Raw genomic sequence first — 21,222 nt, forward strand, 5'->3', positions numbered from 1 at the left:
TTCAGCGTCATCGGTGATTTGTTGGCGTGTCCAACATAAACGACGGATGCCCCGGGCGCAAGCCGCGCGCGGGCCTCCGGCGGTCGAGGAGCGAGCGACGCAGGCGCACGCGTCTCGAGACCGGGTGAGCGGGTCTCGAGACGCGTCGCCGCTGCGCGACGGCGCTCCTCGACCACCGGAGCCGCGCGCCGCCCGCCGTCACCGAACCGACAGCACCGCCGACACGGGGAGCTCATCGGCGGACGGGCCGGCCGCGATCCGGTATGCGGCAGGCTGCACGCGGAGCGCACCGGCGTGCAGCCAGTCCTCGGGCGCGCCCGGGATCCGCACGTCGTCGTCCCACACGGCGAGCCGCTCGACTTCGAACCCGAGCTCGACGCGTCGGGACTCGCCGGGCTCCAGCCGCACCCGCTCGTACGCGACGAGGAGCCGCCGGGGCGCGGGGATCGCCAGGCCCTCGGGCGCGAGCGCGTAGACCTGCACGAGCTCCTCGGCGATGCGGTCGCCCGCGTTGCGCACCTCGACCCGCACGCGCGCCGCCCCCGGGTCGGTGGACGACGGCCGGAGCGCCGGATGCCGGTGCGTCGGCGCGGGCGCGGCCACCTCGGCGTCGAGCACCTCGACGCCGATGTACTCGACGCGCGAGTACGTGAGTCCGTGCCCGAGCCCGAACGCGGCCGCGCCGGGTCGGTGCCGGTAGGTCGCCTGCTGGCGGAGGGTGTCGTAGTCGAACAGGTCGCCCGCCTGGGCGGCGTCGACGGGCCACGACTGCGTCAGCCGGCCCGTGGGCTCCCGGTCGCCCGCGAGCACGTCGACCAGACCGTGCCCGAGCTCCTGCCCGCCGTGGCTCGACCAGACGACGGTCGCCGCGGCATCCGCCTCGCCGAGCACGTACGGGTAGCTCGAGACGATCACGAGCGCCGTGCGCGGGTTCGCCTCCCGCGCGGCCCGCCAGACGTCGACGGATGCCCCGGGCAGCCCCAGGTGCGGCCGGTCCTCGGTTTCCCGGCCCGACAGGTGCGGGTCGTTGCCGACTGCGACCACGACGACCTCGGCGGCCGCCGAGACGCGTGCGACCTCGGCGAGGCCTGAGCGCACGACCTCGACCTCGAACCGCTCGGCGTCGGCCGCGGTGACCGCGTCGGCCACGAGCAGCCCGGCCTCGCGCACGACGCGCACCCAGCGGCCCGATCCGCGGTGCAGCAGCGACCAGGTCCCGTCGGCGTGCACCTCGCGCTCGAAGCTCTCCTGCACGACCCAGCCGCCGACGCGCGTCGCGTCGGCCCGCATCGGCCACGCGCCGCCCGTGAGCAGGCGGCCGCTGGCGTGCGAGCGGAAGGTCAGGATGCCGTCGCCCCAGTCGGCGACGTCGAACTGCGACGCGTCGGATGCCTCGCCGGATGCCCCCTCGCCCGCGAGGCCCGCGCCCGCGAGACCCGCCGCCTCGACGACCGCGCCGGTCGCGTCGGCCACGACGAGCCGCCCGTTCGAGCGCGCGCGCAGCCGCACCGTGTCGGCGCCCGTCGCGGTCTCGACGCGCGCGCCGGGGTACCGCTCGGCGAGCGCCGTGGCGAGCCCGACGGCGTACGGCGGGGTGCCCGAGTACCAGTCGGTGAGCACGGCGTCGGCGAGCGGGCCGACGACCGCGATCGATGCGGGCTCGGCGAGCGGCAGCAGCCCGTCGTCGTTGCGGAGCACGACGACCGACTTCCCGACGGCTTCGCGCGCGAGCTCGCGCGAGGCATCCGCGTCGATCTCGTCGGCGCCGATGGCCGCGTACGGGTCGGCGTCGCCGTCGAACTCGCCCGTCCGCACCCGGAGTTCGAGCAGCCGCAGCACCGCGCGGTCGACGTCGGCGTCGTCGAGCAGGCCCTGCTCGAGGGCGCCGGTGACGTTCGCGATCGTCGGCTTCGCGTTCGCGTCGTCGTCGGTGAACGAGTCCATGCCGCTGCGCACGAGCGCCGCCGCGGCGTGCACCGGGTCGGGCTGGGCACGCTGGATGGTGACGAGGAACGTGGGCGCGCCGGCATCCGACACGATCGCGAGCGAGCCGGCGTCGTGCCCGGCCTGGCTCGCCCATGAGCGCGCCTCGGCGACGAGCTCGGGCTGGGTGTGGGCGGGCACGCCGTTCACGCGGTTGTACGCGAGCATCATCGAGCCCGCGACGCCCGACTCGATCGGTTCGCGGAACGCGGGCAGCTCCTCCTCGTGGAGGGTGCGCAGCGACAGTTCCGACGAGGTCGCCGAGCGGTCGGTCTCGTTGCTGTACCCGAGGAAGTGCTTGAGCGCGGGCACGGTCTTCCACACGCGCTCGTGGTCGCCGCGGAGGCCGCGGCTGTACGCGGTCGCGAGGTGCGCGGTGAGGTGCGGGTCCTCGGAGTAGCCCTCCTCGTTGCGGCCCCACGCCGGGTGCCGGAGCGTGTTCACGACCGGCGCCCAGACGTTGAGGCTGACGAGCGGGTTCTCGGCGCGCTTCGCGCGCACCTCGGTCGACACGACCTCGCCGATGCGACGGAGGAGCTCGGGGTCCCAGGTCGCCGCCATGCCGACCGGCTGCGGGAACGTCGTCGCGCGGCCGAGCCACGCGACGCCGTGCAGCGTCTCGCAACCGGTGCGGAACTCGCCGACGCCGAGCCGCTCGATCGCGGGCGCCGCCTGGTGCAGCATCGCGATCCGCTCGTCGCGGCTCAGGCGGCCGAGCAGGTCGCGTGCGCGGTCCGCGACCGGCCGCGTCACGTCGCGGAAGGCGGGAGCGGATGCCCCGGCGGAGACGGCGGACGCCTCGGTCGACGCCCCAGCGCCGGTCACGACGGATGCCTCGCCCATCACGCCCCCTGTGCGACGAGGTCGCGGTCGCGGTCGCCGTCGTGCGCGGACGCGGCGAGGAAGAGCACGACCTCGCCGGCGCCGTCCGCGGCCACCGTCGTGTCGCCGACGCGCAGGCTCCACGGCGCGCGGGCGTCGTCGCTCGCGGCGATGACGCGGTCGCCCTCGCGGCGCACGCGGAACGTCGTGGCGGGGCCCGCGAGCCCGGGCACCGTGGTCACCGCGTCGTAGCCGTCGGGCAGCGCGAAGCAGCGCAGCACGACGCCGTCGGCCCATTCGTAGTCGGGACGGTCGTCGCGGGCGCCCCACGGGAGCACCGTGCCGGGGCGAACCTGGAGCGGCACCGAGTCGTAGCCGTGCCGCTCGGCGACCCAGCGGCGTCCCTCGACGGCGGCGCCGTCGAGCAACGAGGTCCACTCGCCCTCCGGCAGGTAGTACTCGACGCTGCCGTCGGCCGTGAACACGGGCGCGACGATGAGCGAGTCGCCGAGCGCGTACTGCGTGTCGCAGTCGTGCGTCGCGCGGTCGTCGGGGAACTCGAGCGCCATCGGCCGCATCATCGGGATGCCGTCGACGTGGGCCTCCTCCGCGATCCGCGCGAGGTAGGGCATGAGCCGGAGCTTCAACTTCGTGAAGCGGCGCGTGACCTCGACCGCCTCCTCGTCGAACGCCCACGGCACGCGGATCGAGTTCGACCCGTGCAGCCGCGAGTGCGACGACAGCAGCCCGAACGCGAGCCAGCGCTTGAAGAGCCCCGCGTCGGGCGTGCCCTCGAAGCCGCCGATGTCGTGGCTCCAGTAGCCGAACCCGCTCATCGCGAGCGAGAGCCCGCCGCGCAGGGTCTCGGCCATCGACAGGAACGTCGAGTCGTTGTCGCCGCCCCAGTGCACCGGGAACTGCTGGCCGCCCGCGGTCGCCGACCGCGCGAAGACCACGGCCTCGCCGAGCCCGCGACGGCGTTCGATCGCGCGGAACACGATCTCGTTGTACAGCTGCGGGTAGAAGTTGTGCATGCGCTGGGGATCGGAGCCATCGTGCCATGCGACGCCGTCGGCGGGGATGCGCTCGCCGAAGTCGGTCTTGAAGCTGTCGACGCCCTGGTCCATGAGCCGGTCGAGGTGCTCGACGTACCAGTCGGCCGCGGCCGGGTTCGTGAAGTCGACGAGCGCCATGCCGGCCTGCCACAGGTCCCACTGCCAGACGCCGCCGTCGGTGCGCTTCAGGAGGTAGCCGAGCTCGGATGCCTCGTCGAAGAGCTTCGACCGCTGCGCGATGTACGGGTTGATCCACGCCGAGACCTTGAGGCCGCGCTCGTGCAGGCGCGAGATCTGGCCCGCGGGATCGGGGAACGTGCGCTCGTCCCACTCGAAGTCGGTCCACTGGTACTCGCGCATCCAGAAGCAGTCGAAGTGGAACACGCTGAGCGGCAGGTCGCGCTCGGCCATGCCGTCGACGAACTCGTTCACGGTCCGCTCGTCGTAGCTCGCGGTGAACGACGTCGTGAGCCACAGCCCGAACGACCACGCCGGCACGCGAGCGGGCCGGCCGGTGAGGGCGGTGTAGCGGCGCAGCACGTCCTTCGGGGTGGGGCCGCCGATGAGGTAGTAGTCGAGGGTCTCGCCGGGCACCGAGAACTGGACGCGCGAGTTGATCTCGCTGCCGACCTCGAACGAGACGTGGTCGGGGCTGTCGACGAGCACGCCGTAGCCGCGGCTCGTGAGGTAGAACGGCACCGACTTGTACGCCTGCTCGCTCGACGTGCCGCCGTCGGCGTTCCACGTCTCGACGACCTGCCCGTTCTTCGTGAACGCGCCGAAGCGCTCGCCGAATCCGTAGACGCGCTCGCCGGGCTCGATCGAGAGCTGCTGGTGCACCCAGGTCGCGCCCGTGTCGGCCGCGCCGGTGCCCGAGATGCCCGAGAGCGCGCGGCCCGGGGCATCCGTCGCCGTGATGTGCCCGATCGAGCGCGGCAGCGAGGTCGTCAGCACGCGGTCGCCCTCCTCGAACGAGACGTTCCACGGGCCGGATCGCGGGACGCGCACGCGCACGTCGCCGGTCTCGAGCACGCCCTCGACCTCGTCGACCGCGATGCGCGGTCGGAAGCCCTCCTCGTGCCGGATCGCGAAGTCCGGGCCGCGGTGCACGCGGCCCGCGTGGTGCTGGACGCGCACCTTCACGACCCCGGAGGCCGGCGACGAGAACGTGACCGTGACCATGGGCCGGTTCAATGTGTCGCCGCGGTGGCGGATCGCGGCCGTCGGCGCGAAGACCGTCATCGTGCCGGCTTCGGGGTCGACGCGGATGTCGTCGACCTCCACCGCGAACAGGGGACTCATGCCCGGCCGCGTCAGCCAGTACCCATCGGTGAACTTCACTCGGATCGCCTTTCCATCAGCACTCGCACGTCTCCGGGGGCCACGGTCACCGAGCCCCCGCTCGTCTCGTCGGTCAACAGGTCGACCACGCCGGCGGGCACGGCGACCGTGACCGGCGCGTGGCCGTGGTTCAGGAGGAACAGCGCGGCTCCGCGCCGCACGGCCTCGAGGCCCTCGGGCAGTTCGCCGGCCGTGCCGAGCGCCCCGCGGACCCCGGCGTCGCCCAGCGCCTTGTCGAGCACGGCCGCGAGCAGGGCGTCGTCGACGACCGTGCCGAGGTACCACGCGGCGCCCGCGCCGACGGCGTTGCGGGTGATCGCCGGGCGGCCCTCGAGCGGGCCCGTCGCGAAGGCCGCGAGCACCCGGGCGCCCTCGGTGCGCAGCCGCTCGGCGAGGATCGTCGCGGTGTGCGAGCCGTGCGCGGTGGATGCCCCGCCCGCGGGCCCGTCCGCTTCGACGCGCAGCGGCGTCGGCTCGTCGGGCAGGCCGCCCCACTCCTCGCCGCTCACGCCCACGAGGTCGCGCAGCAGCACGGGGGATCGGCCTTGGAGGAGGTGGCCGTTCGCGTCGGCGACGCCGCTGAACGGCCCGACGACGAGCTGCGCGCCGGCCTCGACGGCGGTGCGGAGCCCGGTCGCGGCATCCGGTTCGATGACGTAGCTGTGCGGTGCGAGCACGACGCGGTACCTCGAGAGGTCGGCGCCGGGCGCGACGACGTCGATCGCGACGCCCCGGCGCCAGAGCACGCGGTACCAGCGCCGGAGCTGCTCGAGCGTGCGGAGGCGGTCGGTCGGGCCGGTCGGGTCCTCGCCGGCCCACCAGCTCGTCCAGTCGAACAGCACGGCGACCTCGGCGGGTACGGTCGTGCCGACCACCGGACGGAGCGACCGCAGCTCGGCGCCCTGCCGGACGACGCCCGCGAACACGTCGGTGTCGGCGCCCGCGTTCGGCAGCATCGCGGAGTGGAACCGCTCGGCGCCCGCGCGCGACTGCCGCCACTGGAAGAAGCAGACGCCGTCGGCGCCGCGTGCGACCGCCTGGAGCGAGTCGCGGCGCGCGCGCTCGGGCGTCTTCGGCAGGTTGTGCGCGCGCCACGAGGTGGCGCTCACCGCCTGCTCCATGAGCAGCCACGGCCGGCCACCGCCGAGGGAGCGCATGAGGTCCTGCACGAGCGCGATGTCGGCGGGGGAGTCCGGGTCGGCGGGGTCGGGGTACTGGTCGTCGGCGATCACGTCGAGCTCGTCGGCCCAGGACTGGGAATCGACGTGCGGGAAGAACCCCATGAAGTTCGTCGTGATCGGCTGCGTCGCGCCGGCGTCGCGGATGGCGTCGCGGAGCTCGGTGCAGCACCGCAGCAGCTGGTCGGACGTGAACCGGCGGAAGTCGAGCGCCTGCGTGGGGTTGACCACGTACGGCATGCGCCGTGGCGGCAGGATCTCGTCGAACGCGTCGTACCGCTGCGACCAGAACGTGGTCGCCCACGCTTCGTTGAGCGCGTCGATCGTGCCGTACCGCTCGATGAGCCAGGCGCGGAACTCGCGTGCGGCCTCGTCGCCGAAGTCGACCTGTCCGAACTCGTTGCCGACATGCCACATGCGCACCGCGGGGTGCCCGGCGTAGCGCTCGGCGAGGTCGCGCGTGATGGCGAGGGCGTGCTCGCGGTACACCGTCGACGAGGGGGAGAACTGGTTGCGCGACCCGGCGACGAGCCGCACGCCGTCGGCGTCGACGGGCAGGATCTCGGGGTGCCGCACGCCGAGCCACGGCGGCGGCGACGCGGTGGGCGTCGCGAGGTCGACCGCGATGCCGGCGCCGTGCAGCAGGTCGAGGACCTCGTCGAGCCAGCCGAACTCGCGGGCGCCGGGCCGCGGCTCGAGGATCGCCCAGCTGAACACGCCCACCGTGACGAGGTTCACCCCGGCCCGCTGCATGAGTTCGACGTCCTCGCGCCAGGTCTCGCGCGGCCACTGCTCGGGGTTGTAGTCGCCCCCGAAGAGGATGCCGCGCTCGGCGGTCAGGTCGTCGAACGCACGTCGTCGGACGGTCGGGGATGACATGGATGGGAGCCTCACTGCTGCAACTGTCGAAGCGCTTCAACAGTGGAACCTATACTACGGGAATGAGCTTGTCCACGCAGGGCTTCGAAGCGCTTCACCAGTTGCGCTCCAGGCATCCCGTCGAGCGCTGGACCGACGCGTTCCCGGTCGGGAACGGACGCCGCGCCGCGATGTGCGGCGGGCGCCTCGGCGGGGAGCGACTGTGGCTCAACGACGCGCTCGCGTGGTCGGGCACGGCCGACGCCGATCCGCTCGCGGGCGTCCTAGATCGCGGCGCCGACGCGATCGACGCGGTGCGCGCGTCGATCGCCGCCGGCGACCGCGCCGAGGCCGAACGACTCCTGCAGCGACAGCAGACCGGGTGGGCGCAGGCGTACCTCCCGCTGGGGTGGCTCGATGTCGAGGTCGTCGGTGCGGAGCCACCCGGCGCCGGGGCGTCGGACGGGCGCGATCGCAACGACGACGGGATTGGCGGCAGCGCCGGCGGGGCATCCGCCGCGGTCCGTCGCGAACTCGACCTCACGACCGGCGTCGCGAGCCTCGAGTACGACGTCGCGGGCAACCGGGTCCGCCACGAGACGTGGGCCGACCGCGTGACCGGCGCGATCGCGCACCGGGTCGTCTCGGAGGCGCCCGTGCGCGTGCGCGTCCGGGTCGGCAGCCTCCTGCGGGAGCGGCGCGCACCCGCCGTGACCGCCGACGGCGGCCTCGACGCCGAGTGGTGGCTGCCCGTCGACGTCGCGCCCGGCCACGAGCACCCGCCGGAGCCCATCCGGTACGACCCCGAACGCGGGGGAGCGGGCGGCATCGTCGTCGCGGCATCCGTGGCGCTCGAGGCATCCGGCGACGGGTTCGAGACCGCGCCCGTGACCGACCTGCTGCTGCAGGTCGGCACGACGGTCGCCCCCGCGGCCGCCGGCCTGGATGCCTCGCCCGCGCGCCTCGACCGCGCCGCCGACGCCGATGCGCTCCTCGCGGCGCACGTGCGGGTGCACCGCGAGCAGTACCTGCGCTGCACGCTCGAACTCGAGTCGCCCGCGGGCGCGGGCGCGGGCGCCGACCCGCTCGACCTCGCCGTGCCCTACACCGCCGCGCTCGACCCCGCCGCGCTCGACACCGTCGAGCGCGTGCTCCGCGCGCAGGAGCGCGCCGATCCCGGGCTCGCGGCCCTCACGTTCCACTACGGCCGCTACCTGCTCATGGCGTCGTCGCAGCCCGGCGGCCTGCCGCTCAACCTCCAGGGCATCTGGAACGCCGAACTGCCCGGCCCGTGGTCGAGCGCGTACACGACGAACATCAACCTGCAGATGGCGTACTGGCCCGCCGAGACGACGGGCCTGCCCGAGTGCCACGAGCCGCTGCTGCGGTTCGTCGAGCGCGTCGCGGCGACCACTGGGCCCGTCGTCGCGCGGGACCTCCACGGCGCCGACGGCTGGGCGCTCCACCACAACTCGGATGCCTGGGGGCACGCGGCCCCCGTCGGCGCCGGCCACGGCGACCCCGCGTGGGCGTTCTGGCCCATGGGCGGCGTGTGGCTCGCGCTGCACGCGTGGGACCACTTCGCCTTCGGCGGGGACGCCGCCGGGCTCGAGGCATCCTGGCCCGCCCTGCTCGGCGCCGCGCGGTTCGCGCGCTCGTGGATCCGGGCCGACGGCGACCGCGCATGGACGAGTCCGTCGACCTCGCCAGAGAACCGCTTCCTCGACGCGGCGGGCGAGCCGCGCGCGGTCGACGAGTCCTCGACCATGGACGTCGCGCTGCTGCGCGAGCTGGCCGCGGTGTGCCTGGAGGCCCGCGCGGTGCTCGGCCGCGAGGGCGATCCCGACACCGACGTCGTCGACGACCTCGCGACGCTTGTCGCCCGGCTGCCCGACCTGCGCGCCACGACCACGGGCGAGCTCGCCGAGTGGAGCCGCGACCTGCCCGACGCCGAGCGCGGGCACCGGCACCTGTCGCACCTCGTCGGCCTGTTCCCGTTCTCGGGCATCACGCCCGAGCGCACGCCCGGACTCGCCCGTGCGGCGGCCGCGTCGATCCGCGGACGCGGGCCGGAGTCCAGCGGATGGGCGCTCGCCTGGCGCGCCGCAATGCAGGCCCGCCTCGGCGACGGCGCGGCCGTCGAACGGCAGGTCGCGATGGCGCTCCGGCCCGCCGACGACTCGGGCGGCGCGCACCGAGGCGGTGTCTACGCGAACCTGTTCAGCGCCCACCCGCCGTTCCAGGTCGACGGCAACCTCGGGCTCACCGCCGCGATCGCCGAGGCGCTCGTGCAGTCCCACGACGGGGTCATCCGGCTCCTGCCCGCGCTCCCGCCCGGCTGGCGCAGCGGGCGCGTGCGGGGCCTGCGCGCCCGAGGGGGCAGTACGGTTGACCTGCGCTGGACGGACGGGCGGCTCACCGGCGCGACGCTGCGCGCGGCGCATCCGATCGTCGTCGAGGTGACCGGGCCGGGGCTCGGCTCGCGCGTCGTCGAGCTGCGACCCGGGGTGCCCGTTCACCTCGAACCCGAACTCCACCTCGAACCGAAGGGGATCCAGTGACGACCATCGCGGATGTCGCGCGCGAGGCGGGCGTGTCGATCTCGACCGTCTCGTACGTCATGAGCGGCAAGCGCACGATCTCGCAGGAGACCCGCGAGCGCGTCGAGCAGGCGATGGCGCGGCTCGACTACAGCCCGCACGCCGGCGCCCGCTCGCTCGCGTCGCGTTCGACGCAGGTGATCGGGCTGCAGGCGCCGCTCCGCGCCGGCGTCGACGTGCACGTGGTCATGCAGATCGTCGCGGGCGTGGTCCGCGAGGCGCGACTCCACGAGTACGACGTGCTGCTCCTCACGAGCGACGACGCGAGCGGGCTCGAGCGCGCGGCGCGCGCGTCGAAGGTCGACGCGCTGCTCATGATGGACGTCGAATCGGATGACCCGCGTATCGCGACGCTGTCCGCGCTGAGCGCCCCGAGCGTGCTCATCGGCCTCCCGACCGGCGCGGGCGAGCTCACCTGCGTCGACTTCGACTTCCAGGCCGCCGGCGCGCTCGCCGTCGAACGGCTCGCGGCGCGCGGCCACCGGCGCATCGCGCTCATCGGCTCGCCGCCCGAGGTCGTCAGCCGGCACACGTCCTACGCCGACCGGCTCGCACGCGGATTCCTCGACGCGTGCGCCGCGCACGGCATCGAGGGCACCGTGCACCCGTGCCCGAGCACCGCCGAGGCGACCGCCGTCGTCGACGAGATCGTCGCGGCCGACCCCGCGATCACGGGCGTGTTCGTCCACAACGAGGGCGCGCTCCCGCACGTCTCGGCGCGCCTCGCCCGGCTCGCCGCGCGCGGCGAGGGCCCGTCGGACGTCATCGCGCTGTGCCCGGTCGACGTCGCCCGCGCGGTCCACGGGCTCACCGAGGCGATCGACCTGCCCGCGGAGGAACTCGGCTCGGCCGCCGCGCGCGTGCTCAACGAGATCCTCGCGGGCGGGGCGCCCGACCGGGTCCACCTGCTCGCGCCGCGCGTCGTCCCGATCGTCGAGCCCTGAGGAACGCCATGCAGATCGACCCCGAGAGCAGGACCGTCCACGGCCTCTCCACCTTCCTCGCGTTCGTGGCGCTGAACGTGCTGTACCTCGTGAGCTGCCTGCCGCTCGTGACCATCGGCGCGGCCACGAGCGCGCTGTTCGAGGTCACGATCCGGTACGCCGACGAGGAGAGCGGGCGGCCCGTCGCCGACTTCTTCCCCGCGTTCCGCCGGAACTTCGGTCGTGCGACCCTGCTCATGCTCGCCACGCTCGTCCCGTCGGTGGCGCTCGCGTTCAGCGGCGTGTTCTGGCTGGGGCATCCCGAGCCGCTCCTCACCGGGCTCGCGGTCGTGGCGTTCGTCGCGGCCGCCGCCCTCTTCGCGGCCTTCCTGCACGCGATGGCGCTCGTCGCGGTCTACCGCAACACGTTCCGCCAGACGCTCCGGAACGCGCTGCTGCTGCCGGGCGCCGAGCCGGTGCGCACGATCGGCCTCGTGCTGGTCCCGATCACCCTCGGATGCCTCATGGTCGTGTTCCCGCCGTTCGGCATCCTCGTCGCCACGATCGGCTGCTCGGTCGGCGCGTACGGGATGGCGTTCCTCTTCCGCTCGATCCACTCGCGGCGCTCGGGGAACGCCGACGCCTGACCGCGCGCAGCGGCGGATCGGCGGCGCGAACGGGCGCTGAGCGGCGGGCGAGGCGCGGGTCGTCGCAACCGGAGGACTTCCGCGGCTCGCCGGCCGGCGTCAGTGCTGAGGCCGGAGCCCGGCGAGCAGGGCGTCGACGAAGAACTCGCGGTCGTCGCCGCCGATGCGGACGGCATGCTCCACGCCGCACACGAGCCGCTGCAGCCGGGCGGTGGTGAGGTCCGCGCGCACGACGCCCGCCTCGCGCGCGGCGGCGACGACGGTCTCGGCGACGGCCTCGAGTTCGCGCTTGAGTGCCGCGACCTCGGCGCTGGCGTCCTCGGTGGCGAGGAGCACCGACTGGAGGCCGCCGTCCTCGAGCTGCATGGCGAGGCCGTCGCGCACGAGCGATTCGAGCGCACGGGCCGGATCCGGTTCGGCGGCCGCGCGTCGCGCGAGGTCGCGGTAGCGCTCGAGGTCGGTCGCGACGACGGCCTCGACGAGGGCGTGCACGGTGGGGAAGTGGCGGTAGACCGTTCCGACGCCGAGACCTGCCCGGCGCGCGACCTCGTTGAGCCGCAGGTCGGCGGGGTCGCACTCGCGTGCGACCTCCAGGATGCGCACGCGGCTCCGGGCGGCGTCGGCGCGTTGCGGGGTCACGCGATCATCGTACCCGAACAAGTGGATGACTCATCCGCTTGTGTTAGCATCCGAAACGGATAGCAAATCCGCATAGCCCCGGACCGAGGAGCGCGCATGCCCTGGAACCCCATCGAACCGCCCGACCAGCGCGGGCGCGTCCACGTCGTCACCGGATCGACCGCCGGGATCGGCTACTTCGCCGCCGAGCAACTCGCCGGCACGGGCGCGCACGTCGTGCTCGCCGCCCGCTCGCCCGAGAAGCTCGGACGCGCCCGGGACTCGATCCGATCGCAGGTCCCCGGCAGCACGGTGTCCACGGTCGTGCTCGACCTGGCCGACCTCGGCTCCGTCCGTCGCGCCGGCACCGAGCTGGCGGCCTTCGGCCGCATCGACGGCCTCCTCCTCAACGGCGGCACGATGGCACCGGCCGCGGGAGCGACCACCGTCGACGGCCTGCCGCTGATGCTCGGCACGCACGTGATCGCCGGCGTCGCGCTCACCGGGCTGCTGCTGCCGACCCTCGCCGCGACCGGCGAGGCCGCGGGCACCGCCGCACGCATCGTGCACACGTCGACCGGCTTCGTGCGGAGGCTGAAGCTCGACGTGGACGCCGCCGCCCGTCCCCAGCGGGGCTTCCTCCGCGACTACACGTGGGCCAAGACCGTCACCGAGCTGCACGCGTACGAGCTGGACCGGCGCCTGCGCGCCGCCGGGGTACCGGTCGCCTCGATCGTCGCCCACCCCGGCATCGGCGTCGATGCGAAGACGCCTGCGCGGGACGGTGTCCACGACCCGCGCGGCCCGCGTCGCCGCAACCCCTTCACGCCGTGGGCGCAGGGCAAGGACGCCGCCGCGTGGCCGGCGGTCCGCGCCCTCACCGACCCGGCGCTCGCGGGCGGCGAGTACCTCGGCCCCGAGGGCGGCCGCCGGGGCGCGCCCGTCGTGCTCGAGCCGAACCCGCTCACCGCGCGGGCCGACCCGGCCCGGGTGGCACGGGTCTGGGACGAGCTCGAGTCACTCGCCGGCGTGCCGGTCGGCGTGTGAACGGGAATGGGCCCGGGGCGTTCCGCCCGGGCCCATCCGCGTGGGTGGCTCAGATCAGCCGGCGAAGGCCTTGGTGACCGCCTCGCGCTGGGCGTTCTGGTCCTTGGCGTTCGTCAGGTCGAACTCGAGCACGTCGTCGTAGCCGAGGCCCTTGGCCTGCTCCTGCAGTTCGGCGAGGAGCGAGTCGAACTTCGCCTCGCTCTCGGCGAAGACCATCTGCCACGAGTACTGCACGATGACGGCCTTGACCTGGTTGCGCAGCGTCTCGATCTCCGAGCTGTCGGCCGGTGCGGCGTAGCTCGCGCCCGGGGCGACGAGGAGCTGGTCGTTGGCCTGCAGGTACTCGATCGTCGAGCTCGCGCCGTCCGTCTTCGACTTCCAGTCCTCGCTGAGCGGGGTCTGGACCAGCGCCTGGTACGACGGCCAGAACTTGTAGCTGTACGGGTAGCCCGTGTTCGGGTCGACGTCGATCGGCAGGACCGCGCTGATGTTCAGCGTCGAGGTGCCGTCGATGTAGCTGCCGCCGCCCCACTCGGCCGGGACCTCGGCGTCACCCTCGAGGAAGACCTGCTCGCCGAATTCGGTGAGGGCCGGCTCGTCGCCGTCCAGCTCCCACGTGAGGCCCTCGGGGCCCGCGGCGCCCTGGGTCTGGCTGTTGTTGGCGAGGGCGCCCTCGGGCGAGTAGAGCCAGTCGATGAAGGCCGCGATGCGCTCGGGGTCCTCGGCCTTGGAGCCGATCGCGAAGACCTGCTTGCCGCCGTACGCCTCGGCGCCGTACGAGAAGATGTTCTGGTCGGCGATGGGGGCGAGCATGAAGCCCTTGCCCGCGGCGGTGTTCTCCGCGGTGTTGTACGCCGACTGCGCGAGCCACGGCCAGAATCCGTAGAGCACCTGGCCGTTCTGGTACTTCGTGAACAGCGTGTCGTAGTTCTGGGTCGTCGAGTCGGGGTCGACCAGGCCCAGCTGGTTCGCGTCGTAGAAGAACTTGAGGGTGCGCAGGTACTGGCCGTCGTCGTCGAGGATGCCCTGGTAGTCCGAGCCGTCCGCCTTGGCGAGCACGAAGCCGAGCTCGTCGTAGCCGTAGTACGTCGTCGGCTGCTTGGCGTTGTTCATCATGTTGCCGTCCCAGTCCTTGAACAGGGAGATGCCGTAGGTCTTCTGCCCGTTGGGCGCGGTCGGCTCGAGGTCCTGCATCTTCTTCAGGGTCGGCAGGAGGTCCTCGAGGGTGTCCAGCTCGGGGTATCCGGCCGCCTTGTAGAGGTCCCAGCGCACGTATGCGCCGAACGTGGGGTCGAGGCCCTCGGACGGGTCGGTGGGCTTCAGGGACGAGACCGAGCTCGGGAAGCCGTAGGTGCCGTCGGCGCCGTCGTTGAGGTGCTCGACCGCCTGGTCGAAGCGGGCCGTGTTCTTCATCGCGGGGTAGTAGTCCGCCGCGTCGATGACGAGGCCGCCCTCGATCAGCTCGTCGAGCTTCTGGCCCTTGTCGGTGATGATGAGGTCGCCGAGGTCGCCCGCGGTGACGCGCGTGTTGTAGAGGGTGTCGCCGCCGCCCGCGACGTTCGGGGCGATGATGTTCAACTTCATGTTGAACTTGTCCTTGACGATCTTGGCGAACCAACCCTCCTGGACGCCCATGTAGTTGGCGAGGCCGTCGAAGACGTCGATCGTGATCTCGTCGTCCCACGAAGACGGGAACTCGGAGATCGGCCCGGAGGTCGTGGATCCGGAGCTGCCCGTGCAGGACGTCAACAGTCCCGCGAGCGCGAGGGCGGACACCACGAGGGCCGCCTTCTTGTTCAGCTTCATTGCTTTCCTTTCTGGTGGTGCTCGGGGGGTGGTGCGGTCAGCCCTTGACCGCGCCGAGCATGATGCCCTTCACGAAGAAGCGCTGGAACAGGGGGTAGACGAGGATGATGGGCAGCACGACGATCACCGAGATGGTCATTCGGATCGAGGTCGGCGTCTGCGTGGTCGCGAGGTCGGCGAGGGCGCCGATGTTGCCGCTCGAGTTCGCCATCGCCTGGGCCAGGCTGTTCGCCTGGTTCAGGAACATGTAGAGCAGGTACTGGAGCGTGTACAGGGCCTGGTCGGTGATGTAGATCAGGGTGTCCTGGAAGCTGTTCCACTGCGCGACGGCCGCGAAGATCGCCACGGTCGCGAGGATCGGGGTCATGTTCGGCAGGTAGATCCGGAAGAAGATCTGGACGATGTTCGCGCCGTCGACCTCGGCGGCCTCCTGCAGGGACGCGGGCATCGATTCGACGTACGTCTTCACGAGGATGATGAAGAACGGCTGGACGATGAACGGGAGGATGTAGACCCAGAAGTTGTTCGTCAGCCCGAGGTTCTTCATGACGATGAACACCGGGATGAGGCCCGCGCTGAAGTACATCGTGATGATCGTGAACCGGTACCAGAACTGCCGGCCCCACATGCGCTCCTGCGTGAACATGAACCCGAGGAACGCCGAGGCGAGCACCGTGAACGCAGTCCCGAGCACCGTGCGGGCGAGGGTCACCGCGGTCGCCATCGGCAGGCCGTGCAACTGGAACACCTGCTCGTAGTTCGACAGGTGGAATCCGACCGGGAACCAGCGCACCTCGCCGAGCGCCGCGAGGTCGTTCTGCGAGACCGAGTTGATGATCAGGTAGTAGAAGGGGTACGCGCAGATGAACACGAGCACGGCGAAGACGGCGTAGTTCACGGTCGCGAAGACGACGCTGCTCGCGGTCGTGCGGTGCTTGGGCGCGGTGGGGGTGCCGGCGACGATGACCGAGGTCTCGGTGGCGGTGGGTGCGGACATCGCGGTTTCCTCAGACGATCGACTGGCCGCGGACGCGCTTGGCGATCGCGTTGACGGTGAACAGGAGGATGACCGAGATGATGCTCTTGAGCATGCCGACCGCGGTCGCCATCGACAGGTTGTTGCCCGTCATGCCGATGTTGTAGACGTACAGGTCGAGGACCTGGATGTGCTCCTTGTTGAAGGCGTTCTGGAACACGTAGTACTGCTCCATGCCGTTGTTCAGGAGGTTCGCGACCGACAGCAGCAGGAGCACGAGGTAGGTCGGCATGAGCTGCGGCACCGTGATGTACCACATCTTCTGGAACCGGCCGGCGCCGTCGATGTCGGCCGACTCGTACAGCGACTGGTCGATGCCCGAGATCGCCGCGAGGTAGATGATCGCGCCCCAGCCGAGGCCCTTCCAGACGCTCCAGAGCGTCATCGTGATCCAGACGTTCTCGCTCGTGTCGAGGAACTTCACCGGGACGGTGATCAGGCCCAGGTCGGTCAGCACGCCGTTGACGAGCCCCGTGCTCGAGAACAGCGAGAACGCGATCATGTAGACGAGCACCCACGAGATGAAGTTGGGGAGCGTGGTCAGGGTCTGCACCGCGTTGCGGAACCACGGGACCCGCACCTCGTTGAGGAAGATCGCGAACGCGAGCGGCAGGATCGAGGTCGCGATCCCGAGGAAGCTGATCGCGAGCGTGTTGAGCAGCACCTGGCCGATCTGGGCGACCTGCGTGGGGGAGCTCACCAGCAGCTGGAACCACTGGAGGCCCACGAACTCGCTGCCCTCGAGTCCGAGGGCCGGCTTGAAGTCGTAGAGCGAGTAGATCCAGCCGTACAGCGGGAAGTACGAGAAGAGGAAGACGAGCACGATGAACGGCACGATGCACAGGAACATCCCGAAGGATTTCCGCCCGCCCGCGTGCTTGCGCAGCTTGCGCGCATCCTGCTCGGTGGTCTCGCCGACCTCGGTCACCGCGGCTTCGCGCAGGATGACCTGGCTGGTCACGAGGTCACCCGCTCGGCCCGCGCTGGGCGGACGGTCCGGTGCTGGTTCATGTCACTCCTTTGTGGGGATCGAAGCGCTTCGAGACCTTCGGGTTCCGGCGGCTGTTGAAGCGCTTCGACAGTGAAGATAACCGGCCGGGGGGCATCCCGTCAAACATCCGATGTAACGCACGGATAACGATGGGAGCGCTCTCACGCTACCTCGGCCCGTGCGGGCGCCCGAATCGGCCCTCAGGACTCCGCGATCGTCACGTGTCGCACGAGCGCGCGACCCCGTTCCACGCGGACGCCGACGACGCGTCCGGTGAACCCGGCCGCGACCTCGGTCGAGAGGTAGCGACCGTCGACGACGCCGAGCCGTCGGCCGTCGGCCGACAGCACGAGGTCGTCCGGTCCGCCGGTCGTCGACGGCACCGAGGCGATCTCGAGGCGGTGTGCGGAGGTGCCGGACCCCGCGGTCCCGTCGGAAGCGACCGTGGATGCCCCGTCGGACACGTCCTCGGATGCCCCGTCGCGCCCGCCGCCGCCCACGTCGACGACGTGCCCGCCGACCGTCCACTCGGCGCTCGCCCGGCCGTCGGCGAGGCGCACGCCGGCGCGGTGCCGCTCGTCGAGCCGCACCTCGGCGTGGACGACCGAGCCGGGATCGACCTCGAGGTCCACCGTCGCGGTCCAGTGCACCGCCTGCAGGCGCGCGTAGACGCCCGAGCCGTCGCCCGCCCCGCCGCCCGGGGCCCCGACCTCGAGCCCGTCGGGCACGAGCCGGGCGAACTCCTCGATGCGTCGGCGCGGTGAGACCCATCGCGGGTGCAGGGTCTCGAAACGGTCGTCGACGTCCCACGCGCGATCGGGCGGCGTCGCCTCGGAGGCCGTGAACACGGGCCATCCGTCGACCCAGTCGACCTCGGCGAGGAAGGTCTCGCGGCCGTTGACGTGGTATCCCGGGGTCATCCCGCGCGGCCGGACGCCCAGGTGCACGGCCGCCCACGAGCCATCCGGTCGCTCGACGAGGTCGGCGTGCCCGAGGTTCTGCACCGGATGCTCCGTGCTGCGGTGCGTGTACGCGGGGTTGTGCGGCGCGTTCTCGAACGGCCCGCGCGGGTCGCGCGAGCGGGCGACGCTGACGACGTGCCCGCGCTCGGTGCCGCCCTCGGCGGCCACGAGCACCCACCAGCCGTCGTGCCGGTACAGGTGCGGCCCCTCGGTGTGGCCGAGTCCGGTGCCGGCCCACACCTTGCGGGGCGCTTCGAGCACGCGACCGGTGTCGGGGTCGATCGCGGCCTGCCACGCGGCCGACGCGCCGTCGGTCCACGAGCAGTAGGTGACCAGGCACTCGCCGTCGTCGGTCCATACGAGGTCGGGGTCGATGCCGCGCAGCTCCGGCAGCTCGATCGCGTCCGACCACGGCCCCTCGATCGCGGGCGCCGAGTACAGCCGGTGGCCGCCGTGCTCGTCGCCCACGTCGGACGTGATGAGCCAGAACCGGCCGGCGTGGTGCCGCAGCGTCGGCGCGTAGATCCCGCCGCTGTCGCCCGCGCGGGCCGCCGGGAACTGCGCGTCGCGCACGAGCACGTTGCCCACCTGCGTCCAGTGCACGAGGTCGCGCGAGTGCCAGACCGGCACGCCCGGCACGTACTCGAACGACGAGTTGACGAGGTAGTAGTCGTCGCCGACCCGGCAGACGCTCGGGTCGGGGTGGAAGCCGGGGATGACCGGCACGGTCGCCGCGGTCGCGCTCATCGGCTCGCCCCGATCCGCCGCTCGACCACCGGTGCGAGTGCGAGCGCGAGCCCGAGCACGTTCCGGGCGCCGCGCTGCAGCTCGCCGAGGGTGAGCCCGTCGCCCCGGCCGAGCGAGTCGAGGATCGTGTCGTCCGCGACCGCCTGCGGCCCCTCGTCGGTCTTCAGGCCGCCGGGCATGAGCACGTCGACCTGCGCGCGCACGCGGTACGCGTTGTCCTCGAGCGCGGGGAAGTCGGGGTCGGTCGCCGATTCCATCCACCAGTCGGTGATCACGCACCCGCGGTAGCCCCACTCGTCACGGAGCACGGCCGTGACGAGGTCGTGGTGGTAGTGCGACCAGACGCCGTTGACCTTGTTGTACGAGGTCATGAGCGCGAGCGGCGCGGCGTCGCGGATGCACCGTTCGAAGCCGCGCAGGTAGAGCTCGCGGAGCGCCCGCTCCGACACGCGCGAGTCGTTGCGCGTGCGCGACGCCTCCTGGTTGTTGGCCGCGAAGTGCTTCGGGCAGGCCGCCACGCCCCGCGACTGGATGCCCTGCACGACCGCCGTCGCCGTGACGCCGGTGACGAGCGGATCCTCCGAGAAGTACTCGAAGTTGCGCCCGCACAGCGGATCGCGGTGGAGGTTCATGCCGGGGCTCAGCAGGACGTCCGAGCCCTTCCGCACCATCTCCTGCCCGTGCGCCCCGGCGAGCTCGCGCACGAGCGCCGGGTCCCAGGTCGAGGCGAGCGCGGTGCCGGACGGCAGCAGCGACGCGTAGGCCGCCAGGCGGATGCCGCTCGGCCCGTCGGTCGTCGTGATCGGCGGGACGCCCTTCTCCCGGAGCGACGCCGAGACGCCGCCGAGCACGCCCGCGTTGCCGGGCGTGCCGAGCGGGCTGTTCATCGTGAGGTCGCCGCGCGCGAGCAGCGCGAGCTCGACGGGCGACAGCTGGGCGAGGAAGGCGTCGAGCGTCGCCGCGCCGATCCGCACGTCATCGAGCCGGATGCCCCGGTCGCCGGTCGGCGGGATCTCGTCGGGCAGCGATCCGAGGATCCGCTCGCGCCGCGAGACCGTCGCGGTCGGGGCATCCTCCCACGCGACCCGCGGGCTCCCGTCGGCGTCGCGCTCGAGCGTCATCCGCCGGAACGGCGTCGCCGGGTCGACCGCGGCCGCCTCGGCGACCCGGCGGACGACGCGGAGCGCGTCGACGGTGACGGATGCCTCGTGCCGGGCACTGCGCACGTCGGTTCCGACGAAGAAGCGGAACTCGCCGGGCTCGAGCACCCACGCGCCGCGGTGCCCGGTCGCACCCGAGTCGTCGAAGGACGCGAGCTCGTCGAGCACGACCTCGAGCACGACGCGCTCGCGCCCGCCGGGCGCGAGGAGCGCGGTCTTCCGGTACGCCGCGAGCACGCGCGCGGGCTGCGGCAGCGCGCCGTCGGGCGACGAGGCGTAGACCTGCACGGTCTGGCGGCCGGCGTGCTCGTCGCCGGTGTGCACGACGTCGACGACGAACCGCACGCGGTCGCCGCGGACCGCCGCCTCCCGGACCTGCACGTCGAGCGTCGCGTAGCCGAGCCCGAAGCCGAACGGGAACACGACCCGGTCGCGTGCGAAGGTCTCGAAGTACCGGTACCCGACGAAGACGTCCTCGGCGTAGACGCTCACGTCGGGGTCGCCGAAGTTGCCCGCGCTCGGGTAGTCGTCGTAGGAGTGCGCGAGCGTCGAGGTGAGGCGGCCGCTCGGCGCGATCTCGCCGGCGAGCACGGCGGCGACCGCCCGGCCGCCCTCCATGCCGCCCTGCCAGGCGGCGAGGAGCCCCGCGATGCGGTCGCCGTAGCGGTCGAGCCATCCGAGGTCCATGGCGTTGCCGGTGTCGAGCACGACGACCGTCCGCGCGAAGGCCGCCGTCACCCGGTCGAGCATCGCGAGCTCGCCGTCGGTCAGGAACCAGCTGCCCGGCTCGAGCACGCTGTCGCGAGCCTCGCCCGCGGCGCGGCCGATGACGACGAGCGCGGTGTCGCTGCGGGATGCCGCGGCCGCGACGACCTCGTCGGCGAGCGGCATCTCGGGGAAGTGATGCGGCCAGCGGCCCCAGGTCGCGTCGAATGGCGGGCGGTTCGCCGTGGTCCACGTCGCGTAGACGGCGGCGAGGTCGTCGTCGACCGCGACGCCGGCGTCGCGCAGGCCCGCGAGCAGGTTCCACGAGTACGGCACCTTGACGTCGCCGCCCGAGCCGTAGCCGACCGCGAACCAGTCGAGCTGGGTGCGACCGAACACGGCGACCCGACGCTCGGCGCCGAACGGCAGCACGTCACCGTCGTTGCGCAGCAGCACGACCCCGTCGGCGGCGGCCTGCCGCGCGAGCGCCGCGAGTCGCGGGTCGAGCTCGGGGTCGGTGTTCTCGAGCACGGTCGAGATCTGCGCGACCGACTCGACGGGCACGAGCGCGTGCGAGCGGTCGCCGGACTCGACGGCGGCGGGGGTGGGAGGCATGGCGGCTCCTGTGGAACGGGAAGGGAACGTCGACCAGTATGCCGTCGAAGCGCTTCGAAGCACAGGGCTGCGAGCAGATCCGCGTGCCGGGCGACAGCGACTCGCGCGACTCGGGAAAACGCATGCCG

At 72.6% G+C, this 21,222-nt stretch carries 13 protein-coding genes; 4 read left to right on the plus strand and 9 right to left on the minus strand.

Going from position 1 to position 21,222, the window contains the following annotated elements; all coding sequences use genetic code 11:
• Positions 1–198: 198 nt before the first annotated feature.
• The 3 genes from ACDF64_RS09745 to ACDF64_RS09755 are packed head-to-tail and all read right to left on the minus strand — an operon-like array spanning position 199 to position 7,258.
• Positions 199–2,826: a glycoside hydrolase family 3 C-terminal domain-containing protein gene (locus ACDF64_RS09745; protein ID WP_394550806.1), complete on the minus strand. Its 2,628-nt coding sequence runs from the start codon at positions 2,824–2,826 to the stop codon at positions 199–201.
• Positions 2,826–5,201, minus strand: a complete 2,376-nt coding sequence (yicI, locus tag ACDF64_RS09750; RefSeq protein WP_394550808.1) for an alpha-xylosidase — start codon at positions 5,199–5,201, stop codon at positions 2,826–2,828. Before yicI ends, ACDF64_RS09745 begins: the two co-directional genes overlap by 1 nt.
• The gene (locus ACDF64_RS09755) at positions 5,198–7,258 is read right to left on the minus strand and encodes a beta-galactosidase (RefSeq protein WP_394550809.1); all 2,061 of its coding nucleotides are present in this window, start codon (positions 7,256–7,258) and stop codon (positions 5,198–5,200) included. Before ACDF64_RS09755 ends, yicI begins: the two co-directional genes overlap by 4 nt.
• A 62-nt stretch (positions 7,259–7,320) precedes the next feature.
• Here ACDF64_RS09755 and ACDF64_RS09760 point away from each other — a divergent pair, with 62 nt between their 5' ends.
• From ACDF64_RS09760 to ACDF64_RS09770, 3 genes are read left to right on the plus strand one after another with little or no spacing between them, the layout of a single operon-like run.
• Positions 7,321–9,798: a glycosyl hydrolase family 95 catalytic domain-containing protein gene (locus ACDF64_RS09760; protein WP_394550811.1), complete on the plus strand. Its 2,478-nt coding sequence runs from the start codon at positions 7,321–7,323 to the stop codon at positions 9,796–9,798.
• Positions 9,795–10,781, plus strand: coding sequence for a LacI family DNA-binding transcriptional regulator (locus ACDF64_RS09765; protein WP_394550813.1), 987 nt, complete (start codon positions 9,795–9,797; stop codon positions 10,779–10,781). The genes ACDF64_RS09760 and ACDF64_RS09765 overlap by 4 nt, the downstream gene beginning before the upstream one ends.
• Positions 10,782–10,789: 8 nt before the next feature.
• Complete coding sequence (locus tag ACDF64_RS09770) at positions 10,790–11,407, plus strand: DUF624 domain-containing protein (protein WP_394550815.1); 618 nt, start codon at positions 10,790–10,792, stop codon at positions 11,405–11,407.
• 99 nt (positions 11,408–11,506) lie between these two features.
• Here the strand turns inward: ACDF64_RS09770 and ACDF64_RS09775 are convergent, their stop codons facing one another.
• A complete protein-coding gene (locus tag ACDF64_RS09775) occupies positions 11,507–12,046 on the minus strand; it encodes a TetR/AcrR family transcriptional regulator (RefSeq protein WP_394550816.1) in 540 nt (179 codons plus the stop codon).
• 96 nt (positions 12,047–12,142) lie between these two features.
• Here ACDF64_RS09775 and ACDF64_RS09780 point away from each other — a divergent pair, with 96 nt between their 5' ends.
• Entirely contained in the window at positions 12,143–13,072 is a 930-nt protein-coding gene (locus ACDF64_RS09780; protein ID WP_394550818.1) for an SDR family NAD(P)-dependent oxidoreductase, read from the plus strand.
• A 54-nt stretch (positions 13,073–13,126) separates the two neighbouring features.
• Here the strand turns inward: ACDF64_RS09780 and ACDF64_RS09785 are convergent, their stop codons facing one another.
• The 5 genes from ACDF64_RS09785 to ACDF64_RS09805 all read right to left on the minus strand — a co-directional run bounded on the left by ACDF64_RS09785 (position 13,127) and on the right by ACDF64_RS09805 (position 21,094).
• Positions 13,127–14,878, minus strand: a complete 1,752-nt coding sequence (locus ACDF64_RS09785; protein ID WP_394550820.1) for an ABC transporter substrate-binding protein — start codon at positions 14,876–14,878, stop codon at positions 13,127–13,129.
• A 37-nt stretch (positions 14,879–14,915) separates the two neighbouring features.
• A complete protein-coding gene (locus ACDF64_RS09790) occupies positions 14,916–15,875 on the minus strand; it encodes a carbohydrate ABC transporter permease (RefSeq protein ID WP_394550822.1) in 960 nt (319 codons plus the stop codon).
• A 10-nt stretch (positions 15,876–15,885) separates the two neighbouring features.
• Positions 15,886–16,875, minus strand: coding sequence for an ABC transporter permease (locus ACDF64_RS09795; RefSeq protein ID WP_394550823.1), 990 nt, complete (start codon positions 16,873–16,875; stop codon positions 15,886–15,888).
• 230 nt (positions 16,876–17,105) lie between these two features.
• The gene (locus tag ACDF64_RS09800) at positions 17,106–18,614 is read right to left on the minus strand and encodes a family 43 glycosylhydrolase (protein ID WP_394550825.1); all 1,509 of its coding nucleotides are present in this window, start codon (positions 18,612–18,614) and stop codon (positions 17,106–17,108) included.
• Positions 18,611–21,094 (minus strand): glycoside hydrolase family 3 protein, encoded by a 2,484-nt coding sequence (locus tag ACDF64_RS09805; protein ID WP_394550827.1) that lies wholly within the window; start codon positions 21,092–21,094, stop codon positions 18,611–18,613. The genes ACDF64_RS09800 and ACDF64_RS09805 overlap by 4 nt, the downstream gene beginning before the upstream one ends.
• Between the last annotated feature and the right edge of the window lie 128 nt (positions 21,095–21,222).

Source organism: Agromyces sp. MMS24-JH15, from assembly GCF_043518605.1.
Taxonomy (GTDB): domain Bacteria; phylum Actinomycetota; class Actinomycetes; order Actinomycetales; family Microbacteriaceae; genus Agromyces.

Bases quoted from the DNA above. Each gene is read 5' to 3' on its own strand.
- ACDF64_RS09780 (WP_394550818.1), top strand. From the start codon at position 12,143: ATGCCCTGGAACCCCATCGAACCGCCCGACCAGCGCGGGCGCGTCCAC.
- ACDF64_RS09755 (WP_394550809.1), bottom strand. From the start codon at position 7,258: ATGTCATCCCCGACCGTCCGACGACGTGCGTTCGACGACCTGACCGCC.
- ACDF64_RS09785 (WP_394550820.1), bottom strand. From the start codon at position 14,878: ATGAAGCTGAACAAGAAGGCGGCCCTCGTGGTGTCCGCCCTCGCGCTC.
- ACDF64_RS09745 (WP_394550806.1), bottom strand. From the start codon at position 2,826: ATGGGCGAGGCATCCGTCGTGACCGGCGCTGGGGCGTCGACCGAGGCG.
- ACDF64_RS09790 (WP_394550822.1), bottom strand. From the start codon at position 15,875: ATGTCCGCACCCACCGCCACCGAGACCTCGGTCATCGTCGCCGGCACC.
- ACDF64_RS09770 (WP_394550815.1), top strand. From the start codon at position 10,790: ATGCAGATCGACCCCGAGAGCAGGACCGTCCACGGCCTCTCCACCTTC.
- ACDF64_RS09800 (WP_394550825.1), bottom strand. From the start codon at position 18,614: ATGAGCGCGACCGCGGCGACCGTGCCGGTCATCCCCGGCTTCCACCCC.
- ACDF64_RS09805 (WP_394550827.1), bottom strand. From the start codon at position 21,094: ATGCCTCCCACCCCCGCCGCCGTCGAGTCCGGCGACCGCTCGCACGCG.
- ACDF64_RS09760 (WP_394550811.1), top strand. From the start codon at position 7,321: ATGAGCTTGTCCACGCAGGGCTTCGAAGCGCTTCACCAGTTGCGCTCC.